The sequence below is a fragment of the Kineococcus endophyticus genome, from assembly GCF_040796495.1.
Classification (GTDB): Bacteria; Actinomycetota; Actinomycetes; order Actinomycetales; family Kineococcaceae; genus Kineococcus; species Kineococcus endophyticus.
This window is the reverse complement of the sequence record NZ_JBFNQN010000001.1, coordinates 39605-59401: the sequence shown is the minus strand read 5'-3', so window position 1 is coordinate 59401 and position 19797 is coordinate 39605. Positions and strand designations below refer to the sequence as shown.

The following is a 19797-nucleotide window of genomic DNA, read 5'->3' as shown; positions in this document are numbered from 1 at the left end:
CGACGGACCTCCCGTCCGCCTACCCCCGGAGCACAGCCATGTCCGCGCCCCGTCGCAGCCCCCTGTCCCCGTCCAGCTCCCGCCTCGTCGCCAGCCGCCGTCGCATCCTGTCCGGCGCCCTCGGCGTCGGCACCCTCGCCGCGACCGGCACGCTGGCCGCCTGCGGCGACGGGTCCGCGGCCTCGGGACTGGCCGCGGAGAAGGCCGTCGACCTCAAGGGCGCGACGCTCAAGCTCATGGTCAACCAGCCGCACGTGCTGGCCTTCACGGACCTGCTCGGCAAGAAGTTCGCCGACGAGTTCGGCGGCAAGCTCGAGGTCACGGCGATCCCCTACGACCAGCTGACGAGCAAGCAGATCCTCGACGTGCAGGGCGGCGACGGCGAGTTCGACGTCTTCGACTACTTCTACTTCGGTCTCGGTGAGCTGGTGAACGCCGACGCCCTCGTCGACCTCACCGAGTGGATCGGCGCCAACAGCGAGATCGGGACGGACGACTTCCTCCCGTCGATCTACGACCCCTACACGCTCATCGACGGCAAGCGCTACGGCCTGCCCTTCGACGGCGACACCCACGTCCTCTACTACAACGCCGAGGTGTTCGAGCAGTACGGCGTCGAGCCGCCCAAGACCTGGGACGAGTACGACGCGGCCGCGGAGAAGATCACGAAGGACTCCGGCGGCAAGGTCTACGGCGCGATCGTCGAGGGCCAGCAGGTCCCGATGATCCTGGGCTGCTCCTTCATCAACCGGCTCGCGGGCTACGGCGGCACGCTGGTGGACGCCGACGGCAAGCCGGCCTTCGCGGGCGAGGAGGGCCTCGCCGCCCTGCAGCACCTCATCGACGTCTCCCCCTCCGCGCTGCCGACGCCGCTGCAGACGGGCTTCGACCAGGCCAACTCGGCCTTCCTGTCCGGTCAGGGCGCCATGCTCGACACCTGGACCGACCTCGGCCTCAAGGCGCAGGACCCGTCGAGCTCCAAGATCGTCGACAAGTGGGGCGTCGTGACGCTGCCGGTCGGCGGGAAGAACACGACCCCGCGCACGGCCCTCGACGCGGGCTTCGGCCTCGGCGTCTCCAGCGCGTCCAAGCAGCAGGACAAGGCCGCGGCGTTCGTGGAGTGGGCGACGAACAAGGAGAACAACCTCCTGCTCGCTTCCACCGCCGGCTCGGGCATCGACCCGGCCCGCAAGTCGGTGCTCGACGCCGACTCGTACGCGAAGGCCGCCGGCAAGGCCACCGACGTCATCCGCGAGGGCCTGGACGGCACGCCGCTGGCGTGGCCGAGCCAGCAGGGCGCCCCCAAGGCGCTGCAGGACCTCGTCGACCAGCTGGCCCTGGCCATCCAGGGGCAGACGCAGCCGCAGGCCGCGCTCGACAAGGCCGCCGAGAGCTGGGAGAAGGAACTCGGATGACGCAGCTCGACGAACAGCGCGGGGAACGGACGCGGGCCGGGGTCCCGAGGCCCCGGCGCGGCTCCGGCGGCACACCGCGGGCGGTCCCGGGCCGGCACCGTCCGGGGCACGTCTCGACCTGGCTGGCGGCGCCCAGCCTGGCCGGGCTCGCCCTCATGCTCGTCTACCCCACGCTGTTCGTCGTCGCGCTGGCGGTGACGAAGTCGTCGCTGGCCCGGCCTCTGCAGCGGTTCACCGGCACGGACAACCTCGTGGACGCCTGGGAGTCCCTGGCCTTCGCCGGGTCCCTCGTCCGCTCCGTCGTGTTCGCCGTCGTCGCGGCCCTGGCGGCGACGCTCATCGGCGTCCTGCTGGCCCTCCTGCTGCACGCCCGGGGGACGCGCTTCGGCGTCGTCGGCACGATCCTGCTGCTGCCGCTGGTCACGCCGCCCGTCATGGTCGGGGTGGCGTGGAAGCTCATGCTGGCCCCCGTCGGCGGCGCCTTCGGCGGGTTGTTCTCCCTGCTGGGCTTCCCCGGCGCGAACCCCCTGGGTGACAGCGTCGGGGCGTTCAGCGCGCTCGTGGTCATGCACGTCTGGCAGTGGACCCCGCTCGTCACCCTGCTCGTGTTCGCGGCACTGCTCGGCGTTCCCGAGGAACTGCGCGAGGCGGCCGCGCTCGACGGCGCGGGGGCGTTCCGGTCGTTCACGAACGTCGTCTGGCCCGTGATCGCCCCGAACGTGTTCTCGGTCCTGCTGCTCGAACTCGTCATCGGCCTGAAGGTGTTCGACCTGGTGACGGTCGTGACGCAGGGCGGGCCGGGTGTCTCCACCATCGTCTCCAGCTTCGAGATCTTCAGGACGGGCATGCGCGGCAGCTACGAGATCGGCACGGCCGCGGCGGAGACCCTCGTCTTCGGCCTCGTCGTGGGCGTCCTGACCACCGTCGTCACGCTGCTGCGGGCGCGCGCCGTGAAGGCCGACCAGTGAGCGCGACCACGGTTGCGAGCACCCGGCGCGCGACGAGCCCGGCGGCGACCCTGCGCCGCGGCGGGATCCGCGTCGTCCTCGCCGTCGTCGCGTTCGTCGCGCTGTTGCCCCTGCTGTTCCTCGTCTCCCTCTCGCTGCGCAGCGTCGACGACATCGCGAACGGCGGCTGGCTGCCGAGCGTCTTCGTCTGGTCGAACTTCTCGAAGGCGTTCTCGACGGTCCCGCTGTCGACGATGCTCGCGAACTCCTGGGTCGTCGCCATCGGCGCGACGGTGCTCACGTCCCTCGTGGCGGTGCCCGCCGCGTACGTGACCGCCCGGGCCGGGGTGCGCGGCGAACGTCTGCAGACGGTGCTGCTGGCCAGCTACTGCGCCCCGCCGATCGTCGCGGTGCTTCCCCTGTACTACCTGCTCAAGCAGGCCGACCTGACGAACACGGCCGTGGGGTTGATCCTCGTCAACGGCTTGGCGAACGTCCCCGTCGCCGTGTGGCTGCTCGACGGTTTCGTCCGGCGCATCCCCGTGGAGATCGAGGAGGCCGGCTGGGTCGACGGGCTGTCGACCACCGGTGGTCTCGTGCGCCTCGTGCTGCCGCTGCTCGCCCCGGGCCTGGTCGCCGCGCTGCTCATCTGCCTGTTCCTGTCGTACAACGAGTTCCTGTTCGCCGTGTCGTTCTCGCAGAGCACCGACAGCCAGACCCTCCCCGTCGGGTTGTCGCTGTTCCAGGGCGACCGCACCGTGCAGTTCGGCCAGCAGGCCGCGGCCTCCCTCGTCGGGATCGTCCCGATGTACGTGCTGGCCGTGGTCGCCCAGAAGTGGCTCGTGGGCGGGTTGTCCGCCGGAGCCGTGAAGTGAACCCCCCTGAGACGGAGAACACCGTGACCGAACCCCGCCGGGTGCACCTGAACGCGTTCGACATGACGTGCGTCGGGCACCAGTCCCCCGGCCTGTGGCGGCACCCCGAGGACCAGTCGCACCGCTTCGACGACATCCGCTACTGGACGGAGCTGGCCACGCTCCTCGAACGCGGCAAGTTCGACTCCCTCTTCATCGCCGACGTCCTCGGCATCTACGACGTCTACAAGGGCGGGCCGGAGACGGCGCTGCGCGAGTCGACGCAGGTCCCCGTCGGGGACCCCATGCTCGCGGTCTCGGCCATGGGCGCGGTGACCGAGCACCTCGGGTTCGGGGTGACGGTGTCCCTGACCTACGAGCAGCCGTACTCCTTCGCCCGCAAGATGGCGACGCTGGACCACTACACGAACGGCCGCGTCGGCTGGAACGTCGTGACGAGCTACCTGGAGTCCGCGGCCAAGAACCTGGGCCTGTCCACCCAGATCTCCCACGACGAGCGCTACGAGCTCGGCGAGGAGTTCATGGAGGTCGTCTACAAGCTGTGGGAGGGCTCCTGGGAGGACGACGCCGTCGTCCGCGACGCCGAAGCCGGCGTGTTCACCGACCCGTCGAAGGTCCATCCGATCGAGCACCACGGGAAGTTCTTCGACGTCCCCGGCATCGGGCTGACCGCTCCCTCTCCGCAGCGCACTCCGGTGATCTTCCAGGCCGGCGCCTCCCCGCGGGGGATCGGGTTCGCCGCCCGCCACGGCGAGGCGATCTTCAACACCGCCACCCGCCCCGAGGTCATGCGCCCCTGGGTGGACCGCCTGCGCGCGCAGGCCGAGCAGGCCGGCCGCGACCCGCGCAGCGTCAAGGTGTTCACCCTCGTCACGATCATCACCGCGCCGACGGACGAGGAGGCGCGGGCGAAGTACGAGGAGTACGCGCAGTACGTCTCCTACGACGGCGCCCTGAACCTCTACGGCGGATGGAGCGGGCTGGACCTGTCGAGCTACCCGCCGGACGAGCCGCTGGAGTACGCCGAGACGCAGGCCGTCCGCAGCGCCGTCGAGGCGTTCTCGACGGCGGACCCGGACCGCAAGTGGACCCCGCGCGACATCGCGAACTGGGTCGGCATCGGCGGGATGGGGGCCGTCGTCGTCGGCTCGCCCGCGACCGTCGCCGACGAGCTGCAGCGGTGGATGGAGGTGGGCGACGTCGACGGGTTCAACTGCGCCTACGCCATCACCCCCGGCACGTTCGAGGACGTCGTCGAGCTCGTCGTGCCCGAACTCCAGCGCCGCGGTGTCTACCCGACGGAGTACGAGGGCGAGACGCTGCGCGAGACGATCTACGGCAAGGGTCAGGTCCACGTCCGCGACGACCACCCCGCGGCCGCCTTCCGCGCCTCGAACCGCTGACCCCCTTCCGCCCGAGAACCCCAGGAGACCCCGCATGACCACGCGCGACCAGGTCCTCGACGCCGCCCGCGACGACGTCATCGACGCCGCCCGCGGCGAAGTGCTCGACGCCGCCCGCGGCGTCGCGAACCACCTCGGCCTCGACGCCCTCGAACGCGACCGCGCCAACGCCGAGCCGTTCACCGAGGCCGAACTGCTGCGCAAGGCCGGTCTGCCGGCCGTCCTGCTGCCGACCTCCGTCGGCGGGGCCGGGCTGCCCTGGTCGGTGGCCCTCGACGTCGTGAAGGAGATCGCCCGCACCGACGGGTCGATCGCCCAGTTGCTGGCCTACCACTACGTCAACGCGCACAACCTCGTGTGGGTGGCCGACGACGCGGGCCGGCAGCGCTGGGGCGTGCCCACCGCCGAGCAGCAGTGGCTGTGGGGGGACTCGGTGAACCCCGTCGACCCGGACCTGCAGCTGCGGCCGGACCCGGACGTGACCGGCGGCTGGATCCTGTCGGGCACCAAGAACTTCTCCACCGGGGCCAGCGTCGGCGACGTCACCGTCGTCGGCGGCCTCACCGACGACGGGCGCGACCTGCTCGTGGTCGTCCCGCGAGAGACCCCCGGGTTCGTCAAGGGCGGTGACTGGGACAACCTGGGCCAGCGGCTGTCGGCGTCGGGGTCCGTGCGGTTCGAGGACGTGCGGATCGCCCCGGACGCCGTCCTGGGGTCGGCGTCCACGAGCGGTGCGTTCGGGTCCCTCGTGACCCTGGCCATCCAGGCCGCGTTCGGGCACTTCTACCTCGGGGTCACCCGCGGAGCGCTCGAGACCGCCGCCGAGTACACCCGGTCGACGTCGCGCCCGTGGCTGCTGTCCGACGTGCAGAACGCCGTCGAGGACCCGTACGTCCTGGCCACGTACGGCCGGCTCGTGGCGCGTCTGCGGGCGGCGGAGGCCCTGGGCCGCAGCGTCGGGGAGTCCCTGTCCCAGGCCCACGAGCGCGGTGCCGACCTGACGTGGGCCGAGCGCGGCGAGGTGGCCGAGGAGATCGCGGCGCTCAAGGTCGTGTCCTCCGACCTGGCGGTCGAGGCCACGTCGACGATCTACGAGGTGACGGGCGCCCGCGCGTCGTCGAACAAGTACGGGTTCGACCGGTTCTGGCGGAACGTCCGCACCCACACGCTGCACGACCCGGTGCAGTACAAGGCGCGCGAGGTCGGCAACCACTTCCTCACCGGTGCCCACCCGGAGTTCACGCTGTACACCTGAGTCACACTGGTCTCGACCGTCCGACCCCCGTGACTCCCCCTGGTGACCCGTGACCGTTCCCGCTGTCCCGCCGGTCCGCGACGAGACCCGTCGCGGCCGGTGGCGCCGTTCCGCGCTCGTGCGCGCCGTCGTCGACCGGCGACCCGCCACGGTCGGCGCCGTGCTCATCGTGGGGTTCGTGCTGCTGGCGCTCGCCGCGCCGCTCATCACGCGGATCACCGGCCAGGACCCGTACACCTACGACAAGACCGCCCTCGACCCGGCGTCGGGGTTGCCGGCCGGTCCCCTCGGCGGCATCTCCGCCGAGCACTGGTTCGGGGTCGAACCCCTCACGGGGCGCGACGTGTTCGCGATCGTGGCCCACGGAGCCAGGACGTCGTTCCTCATCGGCGTCCTGGCCACCGCCGTCGCCGTCGTGCTCGGCGTCGCCCTGGGCGCGAGCGCCGGGTACTTCGGCGGCTGGTGGGACCGGGTGGTCGGCTGGACGGGGGACGTGCTCTTCGGGTTCCCCTACCTCGTGTTCATGATCGCCCTCAGCGCCGTCGCACCCCCGAGCATCCCGCAGACGCTGCTGCTCGTCGTGGTCATCGGGTTCTTCGGCTGGCCCCGCGTCGCCCGCGTGGTCCGGTCGGCGACGTTGGGCGTCGCCCGCCGCGACTTCGTCCGCGCGTCGCAGGTGATGGGTTCCCCGGCCTGGCGGACGCTCACCCGTCGCGTCCTGCCGAACCTGTGGGGACCGGTCGTCGTCGTGGCGACGTTGTCCATCCCCGAGCGCATCGGTCTCGAGGCGGCGCTGTCCTTCCTCGGCGTCGGAGTCCACCCGCCCACCCCGAGCTGGGGCCGGTCGATCTCCGATGCGATCGGCTGGGTGCAGACCGACCCGATGCTCCTGGTGTTCCCGGGCCTGGCCCTGTTCGGCGCGACCCTGGCGTTCAACCTCCTCGGGGACGGGTTGCGCGACGCCCTCGACCCCCGCACGGCGCGGGACGGGGCGCACTGATGGCCACCGCCCGCTACCTCCTCACCCGGCTCGCCAGCGGTGCCGGGGTCCTGCTCGTCGTCGCGTTCGTGACGTTCGCCGTGTTCAACCTCCTGCCCTCGGACCCGGCGCAGCTGTCCTGCGGGCGCCCCTGCACGCCGGAGAACCTCGCGCTGGCCAAGGGGTTCATGGGCCTGGACCACCCCTGGTACCAGCAGTTCGGCCAGTTCCTCGCCGGCATCGTCACGGGCCGCACGTTCGGCACGGGGGCCACGGCGGTGGTCTGCCCCGCCCCCTGCTTCGGCTACTCGTTCCAGGAGACGGCGCCCGTCGTCCAGCTCATCGCCGACCGGTTGCCGGTGACGGTGTCGCTGGCGTTGGGGGCGGCCGTCCTGTGGCTCGTCGTCGGGGTCGCGCTCGGCGTGGTCGCGGCCCTGCGCCGTGGCACGGCCGTCGACCACGTGCTCGGCGGCCTGTCGGTCGTCGGCGTCTCGGCGCCGGTGTACCTGCTGGGGCTGCTCGGCATCCTGCTCCTGGGGTTCACCCTCGACGTCGTCCCCGTCAGCGGGTACGTGCCGCTCACGCAGTCCCCCGTCGACTGGGCCTGGCACCTCGTGCTGCCGTGGATCGTCCTCGCGCTCATCAACGGCGCCGTCTACGTGCGGCTGGCCCGCGGGCAGATGCTCGAGGTGCTGTCGGAGGACTACGTCCGCACCGCGCGGGCCAAGGGCCTGCGGGAACGGACCGTCGTCGGCAAGCACGCCCTGCGCAACGTCACGCTGCCGCTCGTGACGCTCTTCGGCCTCGACCTCGGCGGACTGCTCGGCGGTGCCGTCATCACCGAGAAGACGTTCGGCATGCCGGGTGTCGGGAGCCTGCTCCTGGACGCCGTCGGCCAGCTCGACCTGCCCCTGCTGCTCGGGACGACGCTCTTCGCGGCGTTCCTCATCGTCGTCGCGAACATCGTCGTCGACCTCGTCTACGGGCTCCTCGACCCTCGCGCCCGCATCGCCTGACCCCCCGCTCGTCCACCCCGGAAGGCTCACCGTGACCGCCAAGAACTCCTCCCCCAGCCGCCGCCTCGTCCTCGCCGGGCTCGGCGCGACCTCCTTCCTCGCCGCGTGCGGGGCCAACGAGCGGCAGGGGTCGGGGTCCGGCCAGTCCTCGGGGTCCACCCCGACCAAGGGCGGGACGCTGACGGTGCTCGTCTCCTCGACGAGCACGAACTTCGACCCGGCCAAGAGCCAGAGCCTGGCCATCACCTCCCTCGCCCTCGTCCACCGCCGTCTGACGTCGTGGAAGGTCGAGTCCGGCAAGCCCGCCGAACTCGTCCCCGACCTCGCCACGGACGTCGGCAGCACGAGCGACGGCGGGACGACGTGGACGTTCACGCTCAAGGACGGACTGCTGTTCTCCGACGGTTCCCCGATCCGGGCGGCCGACGTGAAGTGGGGCCTGGAACGGTCGTTCGCGGCGTCGTTCAGCGGCGGCCTGACCTACCACAAGGACCTCCTCGCGGGCGCCGCGGGCTACACCGGTCCCTTCGAGGGCGCCCGGCTCGCGTCCATCGCGACGCCCGACGAGAAGACCCTCGTGTTCACCCTCGCCCGGCCCTACGGCGACTGGGGCTGGGTCGCCAGCACCCCGGCGTTCGCCCCCGTCCCCGAGGGCAAGGGTGCCGAGGCCGACTACGGGCTCAAGCCGATCGCGTCCGGGCCCTACGTGCTGTCGGCCGTCCAGCAGGGCGTGAAGATCGAGATGAGCCGCAACGAGCACTGGAGCGCCGCGTCCGACGACGTGCGCCCCGCGCTGCCGGACTCGGTGGTGTTCTCCCTCGGCCAGGCCACCGACGTCGTCTCCCAGCGCCTCGTGGCCGACTCCGCTGCCGACCAGACGGCGTTCGGCGCCGGGTTCGTCTCCCCGGCCCAGCTCGTCCAGGTCGCGAACAACCCCTCGGCCAAGGACCGCCTCGTCACGTCGGAGTCCGGGGCGCTCGCGTTCCTGTCGCTCAACACCCGGCGCGGGCCGCTGCAGAACGCCGAGGTCCGCAAGGCCTTCCAGTACGCCGTCGACAAGGCGGCGTTCCAGGTGGCGACGGCCGGGACGGCGGCCCTGGCCGGCGAGGTCGCGACGACGCTCATCACCGACGGCATCTCCGGCCGCGAGGAGTTCGACCTCTACCCGACGGATCCCTCGGGCGACCCGGCCAAGGCCAAGGAACTGCTCGCCGCGGCCGGCTACCCGCAGGGCCTGTCCGGGCTGAAGCTGCTCGTGAGCCAGTCGAACAACGGCCCGGCGCAGGCGCAGGCGATCCAGGCGGCGCTGGTCAAGGCCGGCATCGGCGTGGACCTGCAGGTCACCGACGAGGACGCCTACTACGCGGCGATCAACACCGTGAACGCCGACGAGTACGACCTCGCGCTGGCGTCGTGGCAGCCGGACTTCCCGAGCCCCAACGCGAACCTGCAGCCGTTGTTCGCGACCTCGGCCATCGGCAACGGCGGGTACAACTCGGCGCGGTACTCCAGCCCGTCCGTCGACGCGGCGATCGCGGCCGCGCAGGCGACCGTCGACACCGACGCGGCGGCGAAGGCGTGGGTGGCCGTCGACAAGGCCGTCATGGCCGACTCCCCCGTCGTGCCCCTCATCTACACCCGCAACTCGTTCCTGCGCGGGTCGAAGGTGACGAACTTCTTCATCGGCGCCTTCCCGGCGTACCCGAACTACCTGGCGGTGGGTGTGAGCTCGTGACGCCAGCCGCGGGTGGACCCCTGCTGTCCGTCCGGGACCTGCGGATCGTCTTCGGTACCGGGGCGGCCGCGACGGTCGCGGTCGCCGGCGCGTCGTGGGACCTCGGGCCGGGCGAGGTGCTGGCGGTGGTCGGTGAGTCCGGCTCCGGCAAGAGCGTCACGGCGCTGTCCCTGCTGGGGTTGTTGCCCGGGTCCGCGCACGTCACGGGCCACGCGGAGCTCGCCGGGCACGGCGACCTGCTCGCGCTGACCGGCGAACCCCTGCGCCGCCTGCGCGGTGCGGTGGTCTCGATGGTGTTCCAGGACCCGGGCAGCACGCTGAACCCGGTCCTGACGATCGGCGACCAGCTCACCGAGGCCGTCCGCGTCCACCGTCCCGGCACGAGCCGGGCGGCGGCCCGGACCCGGGCGCTGGACCTGCTGGAGACCGTCCGTGTGCCCGACCCCGCCTCCCGGCTGCGCGCCTACCCGCACCAGCTGTCCGGCGGCCAGCTGCAGCGCGTCGTCATCGCGATGGCCCTGGCGGACGAACCCGCCGGCGTGGTCGCCGACGAGCCGACGACGGCCCTCGACGTCACCGTGCAGGCCGACGTCCTCGACCTGTTGCGCGACCTCACCGTGCGGCGGGGCACGTCGGTGGTCCTCATCACGCACGACATGGGCGTGGTCGCCGACCTGGCCGACCGCGTCGTCGTCCTGCGCCACGGCGAGGTCGTGGAGACGGGGACCGTCCGCGAGGTGCTCCGCGCGCCGCGGGCGGAGTACACGCGGGAGCTCCTCGCCGCCGTGCCGCAGTTGCCGGCCGCCGACCTGGGTGCGAGTGCGGACGTGGGGGCCGTGGGGAACGCCCACCGCGCCGTCCCCGACGACCCGGCCCGCGGTTCCCTACCCGGTCTCGCGCCGGCGCCCGGGGCGGCCGACCCGGTGCTCGACGTGCGGGGGGTTTCGGTGACGTACGGCGGACGCTGGCGCGGCGGCGGACTGCGCGCCCTCGACGAGGTCGACCTGCGCATCGGCGCCGGTGAGGTCCTGGGGCTCGTGGGCGAGTCCGGCTCGGGCAAGAGCACGCTCGCGGGTGTCGTCAACGGACTCGTGCGCCCGACGGCCGGGTCCGTCCGCATCGGCGGCGTCGACCCGACGACGCTGCGGGGCCGGGAGCTGCGCGCCGTGCGGGCCCGGGTCGGGGTCGTCTTCCAGAACCCCTACTCCTCGCTGGACCCGCGCTCCAGCGTCGCCGACTCGGTCGCCGAACCCCTGCTGCTGCACACCTCCGACGACCCGCGCGAGGTGCGGGAACGGGTGGCCGGGCTGCTCGACGCCGTCGCCCTGCCCGCGGGCAGCGGCGAGCGGTTCCCGCACGAACTGTCCGGCGGTCAGCGCCAGCGCGTCGCCATCGCCCGCGCGATCGCCCTCGGGCCGGACCTGCTCATCGCCGACGAACCCACGAGCGCGCTCGACGTGTCCGTGCAGGCGCGGGTCCTGGACCTGCTGGCCGACCTGCGGGCGCGGTTCGGCTTCGCGAGTCTGTTCATCACCCACGACCTCGCCGTCGTCGGGCAGGTCGCCGACCGCATCGCGGTCCTGCACCGCGGCCGGCTCGTGGAGGAGGGGCCCGCCGACGCGGTCCTCACCCGCCCGCTGCACCCCTACACGCAGCGCCTCGTGGCCGCCGCCCCCGTCACCGACCCCGACGAGCAGCACCGCCGCCGCACCGCCTGGCGCGCCCTCACCTCCTGACCTTCCCCGCCCCCACCCCCCCACGCCGGTCCCCGTGCCCGCGGGGAAAACACTCTTTCCGCCCTCAGAACACGTGTTCCGAGGGCGGAAAGTGTGTTTTCCACGCGGGACTGTGACGGGTGGCTACGGGGTGTGGCGGAGGAGGACGCAGCCGTGGGGTTCGAGGCGGACCGGGACGGCGGTGCTGCCGGGGGCGACCCCGCGGGTGGCGTCCTCCTGGGCCGTGACGGCGACCGTCGGGACGACCTCGCCCGACCACACGTCGTGCACCGTCCCGAGGTGGGCGGGCAGGTCGACGTCCTGGCTGTCGAGGGCGACGTCGAGGGGTTCGGCGCCGAGGTTGAAGGCGGCCACGTAGCCGACCCCGCCCGGGCCCTGCGCGCTCCACAGGACGAGCGGGTCCTCGCGGAACACCTCACGGTTCCCCGTCGCCTCCAGGACGGCGAGCACGTCGGCGTTCTGGAAGAGCGCGACCGTCGCGGGATCGGACGACGGCAGGTCGCCGCCGATCATCAACGGTGACCGCGCCACGACCCACAGGGTGAACAACGTCCGGCGCTCCGCCCGTGTCAGGCGGTCGTCGCGGGGTTCGCCGCGTTCGGCCCGCAACCCGATGCGCCCGAGCGGGAGCATGTCCCCGTCGGGCCAGCCGTCCGGTCCGGCGTGCGGGGCCCAGCGGGCGAACCGGGAGACGTTCGCCTCCACGTCCTCCCACCGGTCCCACAGGTCGTCGCAGATGCGCCACATCGTCGCGTGCTCACGCAGGTGCGGGAGCCGGGACAGCGACAGGTCGCGCCCGGGCGACAGGCTGACCGCGATCTCCCGCCCGCAGCGGCGCACGGCCCGGGCGAAGGCCTCGACGTCGGCGGCCTGGTACGGCCACAGCATGTCGTCGACCTTGACGAAGTCGACGCCCCAGGAGGCGTAGAGCTCCAGCACGGAGTCGTAGTACGCCTGCGCGCCGGGGTGGGAGTGGTCCAGCCCCAGCATGTCGGGGTTCCACTCGCAGACGTTCGTACGGTCGACGAAGGGGGTCGTCTCGTCGACCGCGAGACGCGGGATCCCGCGCATGACGTGGATCCCGAACCTCAGCCCGAGCTCGTGGACCTGCGCCGCGAGCGGCCCGAACCCCGCTCCCCCGGCCGCGCTGGGGAAGCGGCCGGGGTCCGGCACGAGCCGGCCCGCGGCGTCCAGGCACAGCGGGGCGCCGGCGTTGTACCCGTGCGACTTCGCCGTCGGGTCGGACCAGTCGATGTCGACGACGACGGTGTCCCAGCCGAAGGGCAGGAGGTGCTCGGCCATGAACCGGGCGTTGGCGAGGACCTCCTCCTCGGTCACGGTGGTTCCGTAGCAGTCCCAGCTGTTCCAGCCCATCGGGGGTCTGGTCATGCGCGCAGGGCCTCCGGCAGCCGCTCGGCGTGCGCGGTGAGGAGTTCCTCGGTCATCTCCCGAGCCTGCTCCAGGGTGAGCAGCGCCGCGGTCAGCGGGTCGACCGCCACGGCGTGGAACACGTTCTCCCGGTTCCCCGTCAGCGCGGCCTGCACCGCGAGCGTCTGGACGTTGACGTTCGTCCGGTTCAGCGCGGCGAGCTGCAGCGGCAGCTCCCCGATCGACGTGGGCTGGACGCCGTTCTCGTCGACGAGGCACGGCACCTCGACGCAGGCGTCGGCCGGCAGGTTCGAGATGACGCCGGGGGCGTTGGGCACGTTGCCGTACACGACGCTCGGGACACCCGTCACGACGGAGTTCACGATCGAGGCGCCGTACTCCACGCTCGGGGCGAGGTGCTCCTTGAGCTTGGCGAGCTGGGTGTCGATGTCGCCCTGGTCGTCGTGCCCGACGCAGATCTCGTAGTAGTCCCACCGCTGCGGGATGTAGTGCTCGACCATCTCGGGGGTCTTGCGGAAGTACGGCAGGTACTCCGAGGCGTGGTGGCTGGACTCGGTCTCGAAGTAGCCGAACGCGTTCATCAGCGTCGTGCGGACCTGCTCGTTGCCGCCCTCGTAGGTGCTGGCCGCCTGGGCCGCCTCGCTGTGGTCCCCGTCGTCGCCGGCCAGCTCCTGCGCGCCCCGGCCCGCGACGTGCTTCTCGTTCATGACCTGGCGCAGCCGGGGGTACAGGTCCTCCTGACCGCGACGGAACCTCAGGATCCACGCCTGGTGGTTGATGCCCGCCGACAGGTAGTTCACCTCGTCGTAGGGGACGTCGAGCGTGCGGGCGAGCATGCGGGTCGTGCCCTGCACGCTGTGGCACAGGCCGACGGTCTTCAGGCCCTTGGCGTTGAGGAAGGCCGTCGCCATCGCCATCGGGTTGGCGTAGTTGATGAACACCGCACCGGGGCACACCTCGAGGGCGTCGGCGGCGATGGCCTCGTAGGCGGGGACGGAGCGCAGGAAGCGGAAGACACCACCGGGGCCGAGCGTGTCGCCGACGGTCTGGTCGATCCCGTACTTGCGCGGGATGAGGACATCGTCCTTGTACGCCTCCACCCCGCCGACCTGGAACGTGATGATGACGAAGTCGGCCCCGTCGAGGGCCGCCCGCCGGTCGGTCGTCTCCTCGACCTGCGCGTCGAACCCGTGGTGGGCCACGAGCTTGCGGGCGGCGTCGGCCACGGGGCCGAGCTTGTCCTCCCGGACGTCCATGAGGCACAACCGGGCCGACTGCAGGGCCGGGAAGCTGAGGATGTCGCCGATGAGGCGGAACGGGAAGACGAAACCACCGGCGCCGATGATGGTGATCTTGGGGCTCTGCGTCATGCCTCCAGGCTAGGTGCGCAACGGCGCGCCGAGCCTCCTCCTGGCCCGCGAGAAGTTCCAGGATCCTCAGGTACCGTGAGGCGGGTGGACGTCGAGGAACCGGCCCTGTGGGTGCACCGCGGCTCCGCTCCCCCCATGCGCGAGTTCCACCGCCACGACGACGTGGAGGTCAACGTGACGGTGCGGGGGTCGCTGGAGTACCTGCTCGGAGGCCGTCGGGTCACCGTCCCGGAGGGGCACACCGCCCTGTTCTGGGCGGCCGTCCCCCACCGCCTCGTCCCGCCGGAGGAGCCGCGCGACAGCGACATCTGCTGGATCCACCTGCCGCTGAGCACCGTGCTGGGCTGGACGCTGCCCGAGGGCGCCGTGGCGCGGATCGTCTCTCACGGCGTCGTCGTCGTGCCGACGGCCGCCGTCGGGGAGCACGTCGTCGCCCAGTTCGGGACGTGGCAACGCGACGTGTCCAGCAGCCGGAGCACGGGGACGGTGCTGCTGGAGGGCCAGGCCCTGCTGCTGAGGATCCTGGCAGCCGAGAGTTCGGCCGGAGCCGCCGCGGACGCCCTCCCCGGATCCCGCACCGACCTGCGACCCGTGGCCCGGATGGCGCGCTTCACGGCCGAGAACTTCCGGTCCGACATCTCCACGGCGGACATCGCCCGCGCGGCGAACCTCAACCCGAACTACGCGACGACGCTCTTCCGCTCCGCGGTGGGGGTGACCCTCGGCGAGCAGTTGCTGCGGCACCGGATCGCCGAGGCGCAGCGCCTCCTGCTCACGACGACGCTGACGACGGCGGCCGTCGCGCACGCCGCCGGGTTCGGGTCGGGGAGCAGCCTCTACGCCCACTTCTCGAAGGCCTGCGGCTGCTCCCCCGGCGCCTACCGCGCCACCCGGGCCGTCACTCCTCCCGTCACTCCTCGGAGGTCGTGAAGAGCGCGTTCACCTTGTCGTTCGCCGCGGTGAGCGTGTCGACGTCGGCGTTGAACGCCATGACGTTGTCCATGGCGGAGGCCATGATGCTCTGGAACTCCGCCCCGTTGAGGACGGCCGGGTACGGGAACGTGGTGCCCTGCTCGACCTGGTCGGTGAAGGCGCTGACGTCGAACCCGGTCTTGCCCAGGGACTCCTTCGACGTCTCGACGGTGCTCGCGATGGCCGGCATGACGACCCCGGCCTTGGCCACCTCGGACTGGCACTCCTCCGAGGCGAGGTACTGCACCCACTTCCACGCCGCCCCCTTGACCTTCGACGACGTCGAGATCGAGTCGGCCAGGGAGTTCTGCATGGCGGCCCGCTTCCCCGACGGCCCGATGGGCGTGGGGGCCAGCGCGAGGTCGACGCCCTCGAGGTTGCCGTAGTTGGCGGTCTGCCACGAGCCCTCGCTGACGATGGCGTAGCGGCCCGCCTGCATCTGCTGGTCGGCCGACCCGCCCTCGGTGAAGGCCAGCGGCGGCATGTAGCCCTTCTCGATGAGGCCGCGCCACCAGGCGTAGGTCTCCTGGAACCGCGGGTCGTCGTAGTTGAACGTCGTGCCCCACATCTCCTGGTCGCCGTAGGTCCACCCGGTGGTCTTCGCCAGGTAGCTCCACTCGACCTGGCCGAACGGGGCTCCCGACGACCCCAGGCCGAGGCCGTAGGTCTTGACCTTGGACTTGTCGAAGCCGGGCTCGTCGCCGCGGACGCCGTTCTGGTCGACGGTCAGGTGGGCGATCGTCTGCTCGTAGGTGCCGCCGTCCTGCGGGTTCCACGTGAGGTTCTTCATGTCCTCGGCCGAGATGCCCGCCTCGGTCGTCATGCCCTCGTTGTAGAACAGGCCGATGGTGTCGAAGTCCTTGGGCAGGCCGTAGCGCTTGCCGTCCGGTCCGATCCACAGGTCGGTCGTCCCCTCGACGTAGGCGTCGAGGTCGATGCCGGCCTCCTGGACCTGCTCGTCGATGGGGACGATGAGCCCGCGCTGCGCGAACTCGCCGTAGCGCTGGGTGTGGTCGGCGAAGACGTCGGGGGCCGAGTTGGCGACGAAGCCCGTGAAGAGCTTGTTCCAGTAGTCGTCCCAGCCGAACTGCTCGATCTGGATGTCGATCTCGGGGTTCTGCGCCTGGAAGGCGTTGGCGCACTGCTGGTAGGCCGGCAGCTGCGCCGACTCCCAGAGCCAGTACGTGACGGTCCCGGTCTCGCCGTCGGCGCCGGGGTCGACGCCGTAGGTGCCGCACGCGGAGAGCATCGCGGCGGTGCCGGCGGCGGCCACGGCGGTACGCAGTCTTCTGGAGAGCTTCACAGCCGACCTCACTTGATCCCGGAGAAACCGATGGAGTTCACGATCTTGCGGCTGAAGACCGCGAACAGGATGACGACGGGCAGCGCGGCGAGGAGGGTCGCGGCCATGAGGCCCGCCCAGTCCGGCGCCCCCTGCGGGGTCTGCGACCGGAAGACGCCCAGGGCGACCGTCAGGACCCGGTGGTCGCGGTCGGAGGCGACCAGCAGCGGCCAGAGGTACTCACCCCAGGCCTGCACGTACTGCAGGATCGTCAGCGTGATGAGCGGTCCCGACGCCATCGGCAGGATGACCCGGAAGAACCGCGCCACGGCCCCGGCTCCGTCGAGGCGGGCGGCCTCCTCGACCTCGCGGGGGATGCCGAGGAAGAACTGCCGCAGGAAGAAGATCGCGAACGGCGTCATGAAGAAGAACGGCAGGACGATCGCCGCGTAGGAGCTCAGCAGCCCCAGGTCGCGCATCAGCAGGAAGTTCGGCAGCTGGGTGAAGATCGGCGGCACCATGAGCGCGGTGAGGAAGACGAAGAACACCGTGTTGCGCCCGGGCCACCGCAGGCGGGAGAAGGCGTAGGCGGCCATCGCGCCGAAGAAGACCTGCCCGGCGGTGATGAGCGAGGCGACGAGGACCGAGTTCAGCAGCGCGCGGATGATGCTCACGGACGCACCGGACCCGGCCTGCGCCTGCGCCTCCTCGGTCGTGGCGAGCCCCAGGACGCGCTGGAAGGCGCCCCACGTGGATTCCACGGGGAGCAGGTTGGAGGGCTCGGTGGCCAGGAACGCGCCGTTGGAGAAGGCGGTCCGCAGCATCCAGTAGAAGGGGAAGAGGGTCACGGCCATGATGAGGCCGAGGGCGGTCCAGGCCAGGACCCGGCCGAGTCCCGGCCGGCCCCGTCGTGCTCCTCCGGTGGGCTTCGAGACCGCGACGGCCTCGTCGAACGTGGTGGCGGTGGTGGCCATCGTGTTCTCCTGGGTCGGGGTCGCTCAGGCGACGTCGGACTCGTCGGCGCGCATCAGCTTCAGCTGGACGAAGGCGACGGCGGCGAGGATGAGGAAGAGGACGACCGAGACGGCCGAGGCGTACCCGTACTGGTAGCGCTGGAAGGCGAGGTCGAAGATGTAGTACTGGATGACGCGCGTCGCGTCCCCAGGCCCGCCCGCCGTGGTGACCGCCACGGTGTCGAACGCCTGGAACGAGCCGATGACGGTGATGACCAGGACGAGGGCGAGGATCGGCCGCAGGAGCGGCAACGTGATGCGCCAGAACATCTTCCACTCCGAGGCGCCGTCCACCCGGCCGGCCTCGTAGACGTCCCCGGGGATCATGAGCATCCCGGCGAAGAGCAGCAGCGCGGTGTACCCCAGGTGCCGCCAGGTGTTGATGAAGGCGATCGTCGGGATGGCCCAGTTCTGGTCGCCGAAGAAGGGGATCGCGTCCAGGCCGATCCACCCCAGCACCTGGTTCGTGATGCCGATCTGCGCGTCGAGCATCCAGTAGAAGACGAGGGCGACGACGACGTTGGAGATGAGGTACGGCAGCAGCACGACGCTGCGGACGAAGATCGAGCGGGTGAGCCGGTGCAGCAGGACGGCCAGCAGGAGCGCGAGCACCGTCTGCGTGCCGATGTTGATGACGACGTACTGCACCGTCACCTTCATGGCGTTCCAGAAGATGGCGTCCGAGAACATCGACGTGTAGTTGTCCAGCCCGACCCAGCGCGGCGGGCTGAAGAAGTCGAACTCGGTGAAGCTGAAGTACAGCCCGCGCAGCGTGGGCCAGAGGTAGAAGACCGTGAAGCCCAGCAGCGCCGGCGCGATGAAGGCGAGGGCCGTGAGCCGTTCGCGGCGCGAGCCGTTGACGTCGGGACGCAGCCCTTGACCGGAGAGCGGCACGCTCCCCGTGCGGGCGTTCCTGCTCGTGAGCGCCATGGCTCAGACCTTCCGGTGGTGGGCGGAAGCGGAATGGGTGGGGTGCACTTGATCTCCGTGGTCACGTCGTCGTGGGCCGGGCTCCTCGTGTGCCCTGAGTTCTACGGCAATACACAGCCACCCGTCAACGGGCTCACGGAGCCGGGTCCCGGATCGTGATCTCGCTGAGACACGTCGTCCCGCCGATTCCCGACTTCCGGGCCGGAAGTCGGCTACGGTGCCCGAGCAGAGAGCGACGAGGTCGTCGCCGGCGAGGAGGTCGTGCGTGAGCCTGGACTCGACGTCCGTACGCAGGTCGACGCAGCGGTCCGCCCAGCGGTCGACCTGGACCCCGCTGACCGGTGCGGCGCACAGCATCGCGGTCGAGGTGCTGCTCGACGGCCCCCTGCCGCGCAGCGAGCTCGCGCGCCGGCTCGACCTGTCGGCCGGCAGCCTGACCCGGCTGTCGAAACCCTTGCTGGACTCCGGGCTGCTCGTCGAGACCCGTGGGGTCTGCGACCCGGCGTCCGGGCGCCTCACCCGACCGCTCGACGTCGACGACGCCAACGACGCCTTCGTCGGGGTCAAGCTGACGGCCGACGCCGCCCACGCCGTCTTGACGACCCTGCGGGCGGACGTCGTCGCCGCCAGGGAGGTCCCCCTCACGGACCGCTCCCCCGGTCACGTCACCAGGACGGTCGCGGCGCTCGTCGGCGAGCTGGACGCCCTGGACCCCCGGCCGGTGCGGGCGGTGGGCGTCGGCCTCGGGGGCAAGGTGGGCGCCGACGGCGTCGTGGACAGCGCGCGCTACCTGGGCTGGGAGGACGTGCCCTTCGGAGGGCCGCTCGAGGACCTGCTCGGCGTCCCCGTGGTCGTCGACAACGACGTCCTGTCCCTCACCCGGGCCGAGCAGTGGTTCGGGTCGGCCCGCCGTTGCGGCCACTTCGCCGTCGTCGTGGTGGGGATGGGGATCGGGTACGGCCTCGTCGTGCACGACCGGGTGGTCGACCGGCCCGACTCCGGCGTCGGGCTGCTGGGGCACCACCCGCTCGACCCGCACGGACCGCTGTGCCCCGACGGGCACGTCGGGTGCGCGGAGGCCGTCCTGTCGACGGCGGCGGTGACGACGCGCGCCGGTCTGGCGTTGCGCCGGGCCGTCACGGTCGAGGAGGTGCTCGACCTGGCGGAGCGGGGGGAACCCCTGGCGCGCAGGGTGGTCGACGACGCCGCGCGGGCGCTGGGAACCCTGCTCGCGGCGGTGGGGAACTTCACGATGCCCGAGCGCATCGTCGTCTCGGGCGAGAACGCGCGCCTGGCCGAGGTCGGGCGGGCCGCGCTCGACGCGGGCATGCGCGCGGGCCGCAACCCCCTCGCGGACGCCCTGCCCGTGGACGTGCAGCTCACGGGTTTCGCCGAGTGGGCCCGTGGTGCGGCGGTGACGGCGATCCGGACGTTCGTCCTCGGCTCGCGCCGCTGACGTCCGTCCGGACCGCCCGTCCCG

General features: G+C 71.8%; 16 protein-coding genes. 11 read left to right on the top strand and 5 right to left on the bottom strand.

All coding sequences use genetic code 11. The features are described from left to right. Positions 1-38 precede the first annotated feature (38 nt). The 9 genes from AB1207_RS00255 to AB1207_RS00215 are packed head-to-tail and all read left to right on the top strand — an operon-like array spanning position 39 to position 11361. Complete coding sequence (locus tag AB1207_RS00255) at positions 39-1415, top strand: ABC transporter substrate-binding protein (RefSeq protein ID WP_367635773.1); 1377 nt, start codon at positions 39-41, stop codon at positions 1413-1415. Continuing rightward, entirely contained in the window at positions 1412-2383 is a 972-nt protein-coding gene (locus tag AB1207_RS00250) for a carbohydrate ABC transporter permease (RefSeq protein ID WP_367635772.1), read from the top strand. Before AB1207_RS00255 ends, AB1207_RS00250 begins: the two co-directional genes overlap by 4 nt. After that, the gene (locus AB1207_RS00245; protein WP_367635771.1) at positions 2380-3237 is read left to right on the top strand and encodes a carbohydrate ABC transporter permease; all 858 of its coding nucleotides are present in this window, start codon (positions 2380-2382) and stop codon (positions 3235-3237) included. Before AB1207_RS00250 ends, AB1207_RS00245 begins: the two co-directional genes overlap by 4 nt. A 23-nt stretch (positions 3238-3260) precedes the next feature. Beyond that, positions 3261-4640 (top strand): LLM class flavin-dependent oxidoreductase, encoded by a 1380-nt coding sequence (locus AB1207_RS00240; protein ID WP_367635770.1) that lies wholly within the window; start codon positions 3261-3263, stop codon positions 4638-4640. Positions 4641-4674: 34 nt separating this feature from the next. Next, complete coding sequence (locus AB1207_RS00235) at positions 4675-5895, top strand: acyl-CoA dehydrogenase family protein (protein ID WP_367635769.1); 1221 nt, start codon at positions 4675-4677, stop codon at positions 5893-5895. Between the two features lie 49 nt (positions 5896-5944). Further along, positions 5945-6895, top strand: a complete 951-nt coding sequence (locus AB1207_RS00230) for an ABC transporter permease (RefSeq protein WP_437178834.1) — start codon at positions 5945-5947, stop codon at positions 6893-6895. Beyond that, positions 6895-7890, top strand: a complete 996-nt coding sequence (locus AB1207_RS00225) for an ABC transporter permease (RefSeq protein ID WP_367635768.1) — start codon at positions 6895-6897, stop codon at positions 7888-7890. The genes AB1207_RS00230 and AB1207_RS00225 overlap by 1 nt, the downstream gene beginning before the upstream one ends. Before the next feature lie 31 nt (positions 7891-7921). Next, on the top strand, positions 7922-9625 hold the full coding sequence (locus AB1207_RS00220; RefSeq protein ID WP_367635767.1) for an ABC transporter substrate-binding protein: 1704 nt from the start codon (positions 7922-7924) through the stop codon (positions 9623-9625). Continuing rightward, positions 9622-11361 carry a dipeptide ABC transporter ATP-binding protein gene (locus AB1207_RS00215; RefSeq protein ID WP_367635766.1) on the top strand — a complete coding sequence of 580 codons (1740 nt, stop codon included), beginning with the start codon at positions 9622-9624 and terminating at the stop codon, positions 11359-11361. Before AB1207_RS00220 ends, AB1207_RS00215 begins: the two co-directional genes overlap by 4 nt. Before the next feature lie 123 nt (positions 11362-11484). Here the strand turns inward: AB1207_RS00215 and AB1207_RS00210 are convergent, their stop codons facing one another. Next, entirely contained in the window at positions 11485-12750 is a 1266-nt protein-coding gene (locus AB1207_RS00210; protein ID WP_367635765.1) for a glycoside hydrolase family 27 protein, read from the bottom strand. Next, positions 12747-14120, bottom strand: coding sequence for an alpha-galactosidase (gene melA, locus AB1207_RS00205; protein ID WP_367635764.1), 1374 nt, complete (start codon positions 14118-14120; stop codon positions 12747-12749). Before melA ends, AB1207_RS00210 begins: the two co-directional genes overlap by 4 nt. Positions 14121-14204: 84 nt before the next feature. Here melA and AB1207_RS00200 point away from each other — a divergent pair, with 84 nt between their 5' ends. After that, positions 14205-15050, top strand: a complete 846-nt coding sequence (locus tag AB1207_RS00200) for a helix-turn-helix domain-containing protein (protein ID WP_367635763.1) — start codon at positions 14205-14207, stop codon at positions 15048-15050. Here AB1207_RS00200 and AB1207_RS00195 read toward each other — a convergent pair. The 3 genes from AB1207_RS00195 to AB1207_RS00185 are packed head-to-tail and all read right to left on the bottom strand — an operon-like array spanning position 15031 to position 18317. Continuing rightward, complete coding sequence (locus AB1207_RS00195) at positions 15031-16365, bottom strand: ABC transporter substrate-binding protein (protein ID WP_367635762.1); 1335 nt, start codon at positions 16363-16365, stop codon at positions 15031-15033. The two genes, AB1207_RS00200 and AB1207_RS00195, sit on opposite strands and share 20 nt — an antisense overlap. A 38-nt stretch (positions 16366-16403) precedes the next feature. Next, positions 16404-17348, bottom strand: coding sequence for a carbohydrate ABC transporter permease (locus AB1207_RS00190; protein ID WP_437178833.1), 945 nt, complete (start codon positions 17346-17348; stop codon positions 16404-16406). 24 nt (positions 17349-17372) lie between these two features. Then, positions 17373-18317 (bottom strand): carbohydrate ABC transporter permease, encoded by a 945-nt coding sequence (locus AB1207_RS00185; protein ID WP_367635761.1) that lies wholly within the window; start codon positions 18315-18317, stop codon positions 17373-17375. 265 nt (positions 18318-18582) lie between these two features. Between AB1207_RS00185 and AB1207_RS00180 the strand changes: the two genes are divergently transcribed. Beyond that, positions 18583-19773, top strand: a complete 1191-nt coding sequence (locus AB1207_RS00180) for an ROK family protein (protein ID WP_367635760.1) — start codon at positions 18583-18585, stop codon at positions 19771-19773. Positions 19774-19797: the final 24 nt, after the last annotated feature.

Coding starts and splice junctions, on each gene's coding strand:
- AB1207_RS00255 (WP_367635773.1), top strand. CDS start 39: ATGTCCGCGCCCCGTCGCAGCCCCCTGTCCCCGTCCAGCTCCCGCCTC.
- AB1207_RS00250 (WP_367635772.1), top strand. CDS start 1,412: ATGACGCAGCTCGACGAACAGCGCGGGGAACGGACGCGGGCCGGGGTC.
- AB1207_RS00235 (WP_367635769.1), top strand. CDS start 4,675: ATGACCACGCGCGACCAGGTCCTCGACGCCGCCCGCGACGACGTCATC.
- AB1207_RS00225 (WP_367635768.1), top strand. CDS start 6,895: ATGGCCACCGCCCGCTACCTCCTCACCCGGCTCGCCAGCGGTGCCGGG.
- AB1207_RS00210 (WP_367635765.1), bottom strand. CDS start 12,750: ATGACCAGACCCCCGATGGGCTGGAACAGCTGGGACTGCTACGGAACC.
- melA (WP_367635764.1), bottom strand. CDS start 14,120: ATGACGCAGAGCCCCAAGATCACCATCATCGGCGCCGGTGGTTTCGTC.
- AB1207_RS00190 (WP_437178833.1), bottom strand. CDS start 17,348: ATGGCCACCACCGCCACCACGTTCGACGAGGCCGTCGCGGTCTCGAAG.
- AB1207_RS00185 (WP_367635761.1), bottom strand. CDS start 18,317: ATGGCGCTCACGAGCAGGAACGCCCGCACGGGGAGCGTGCCGCTCTCC.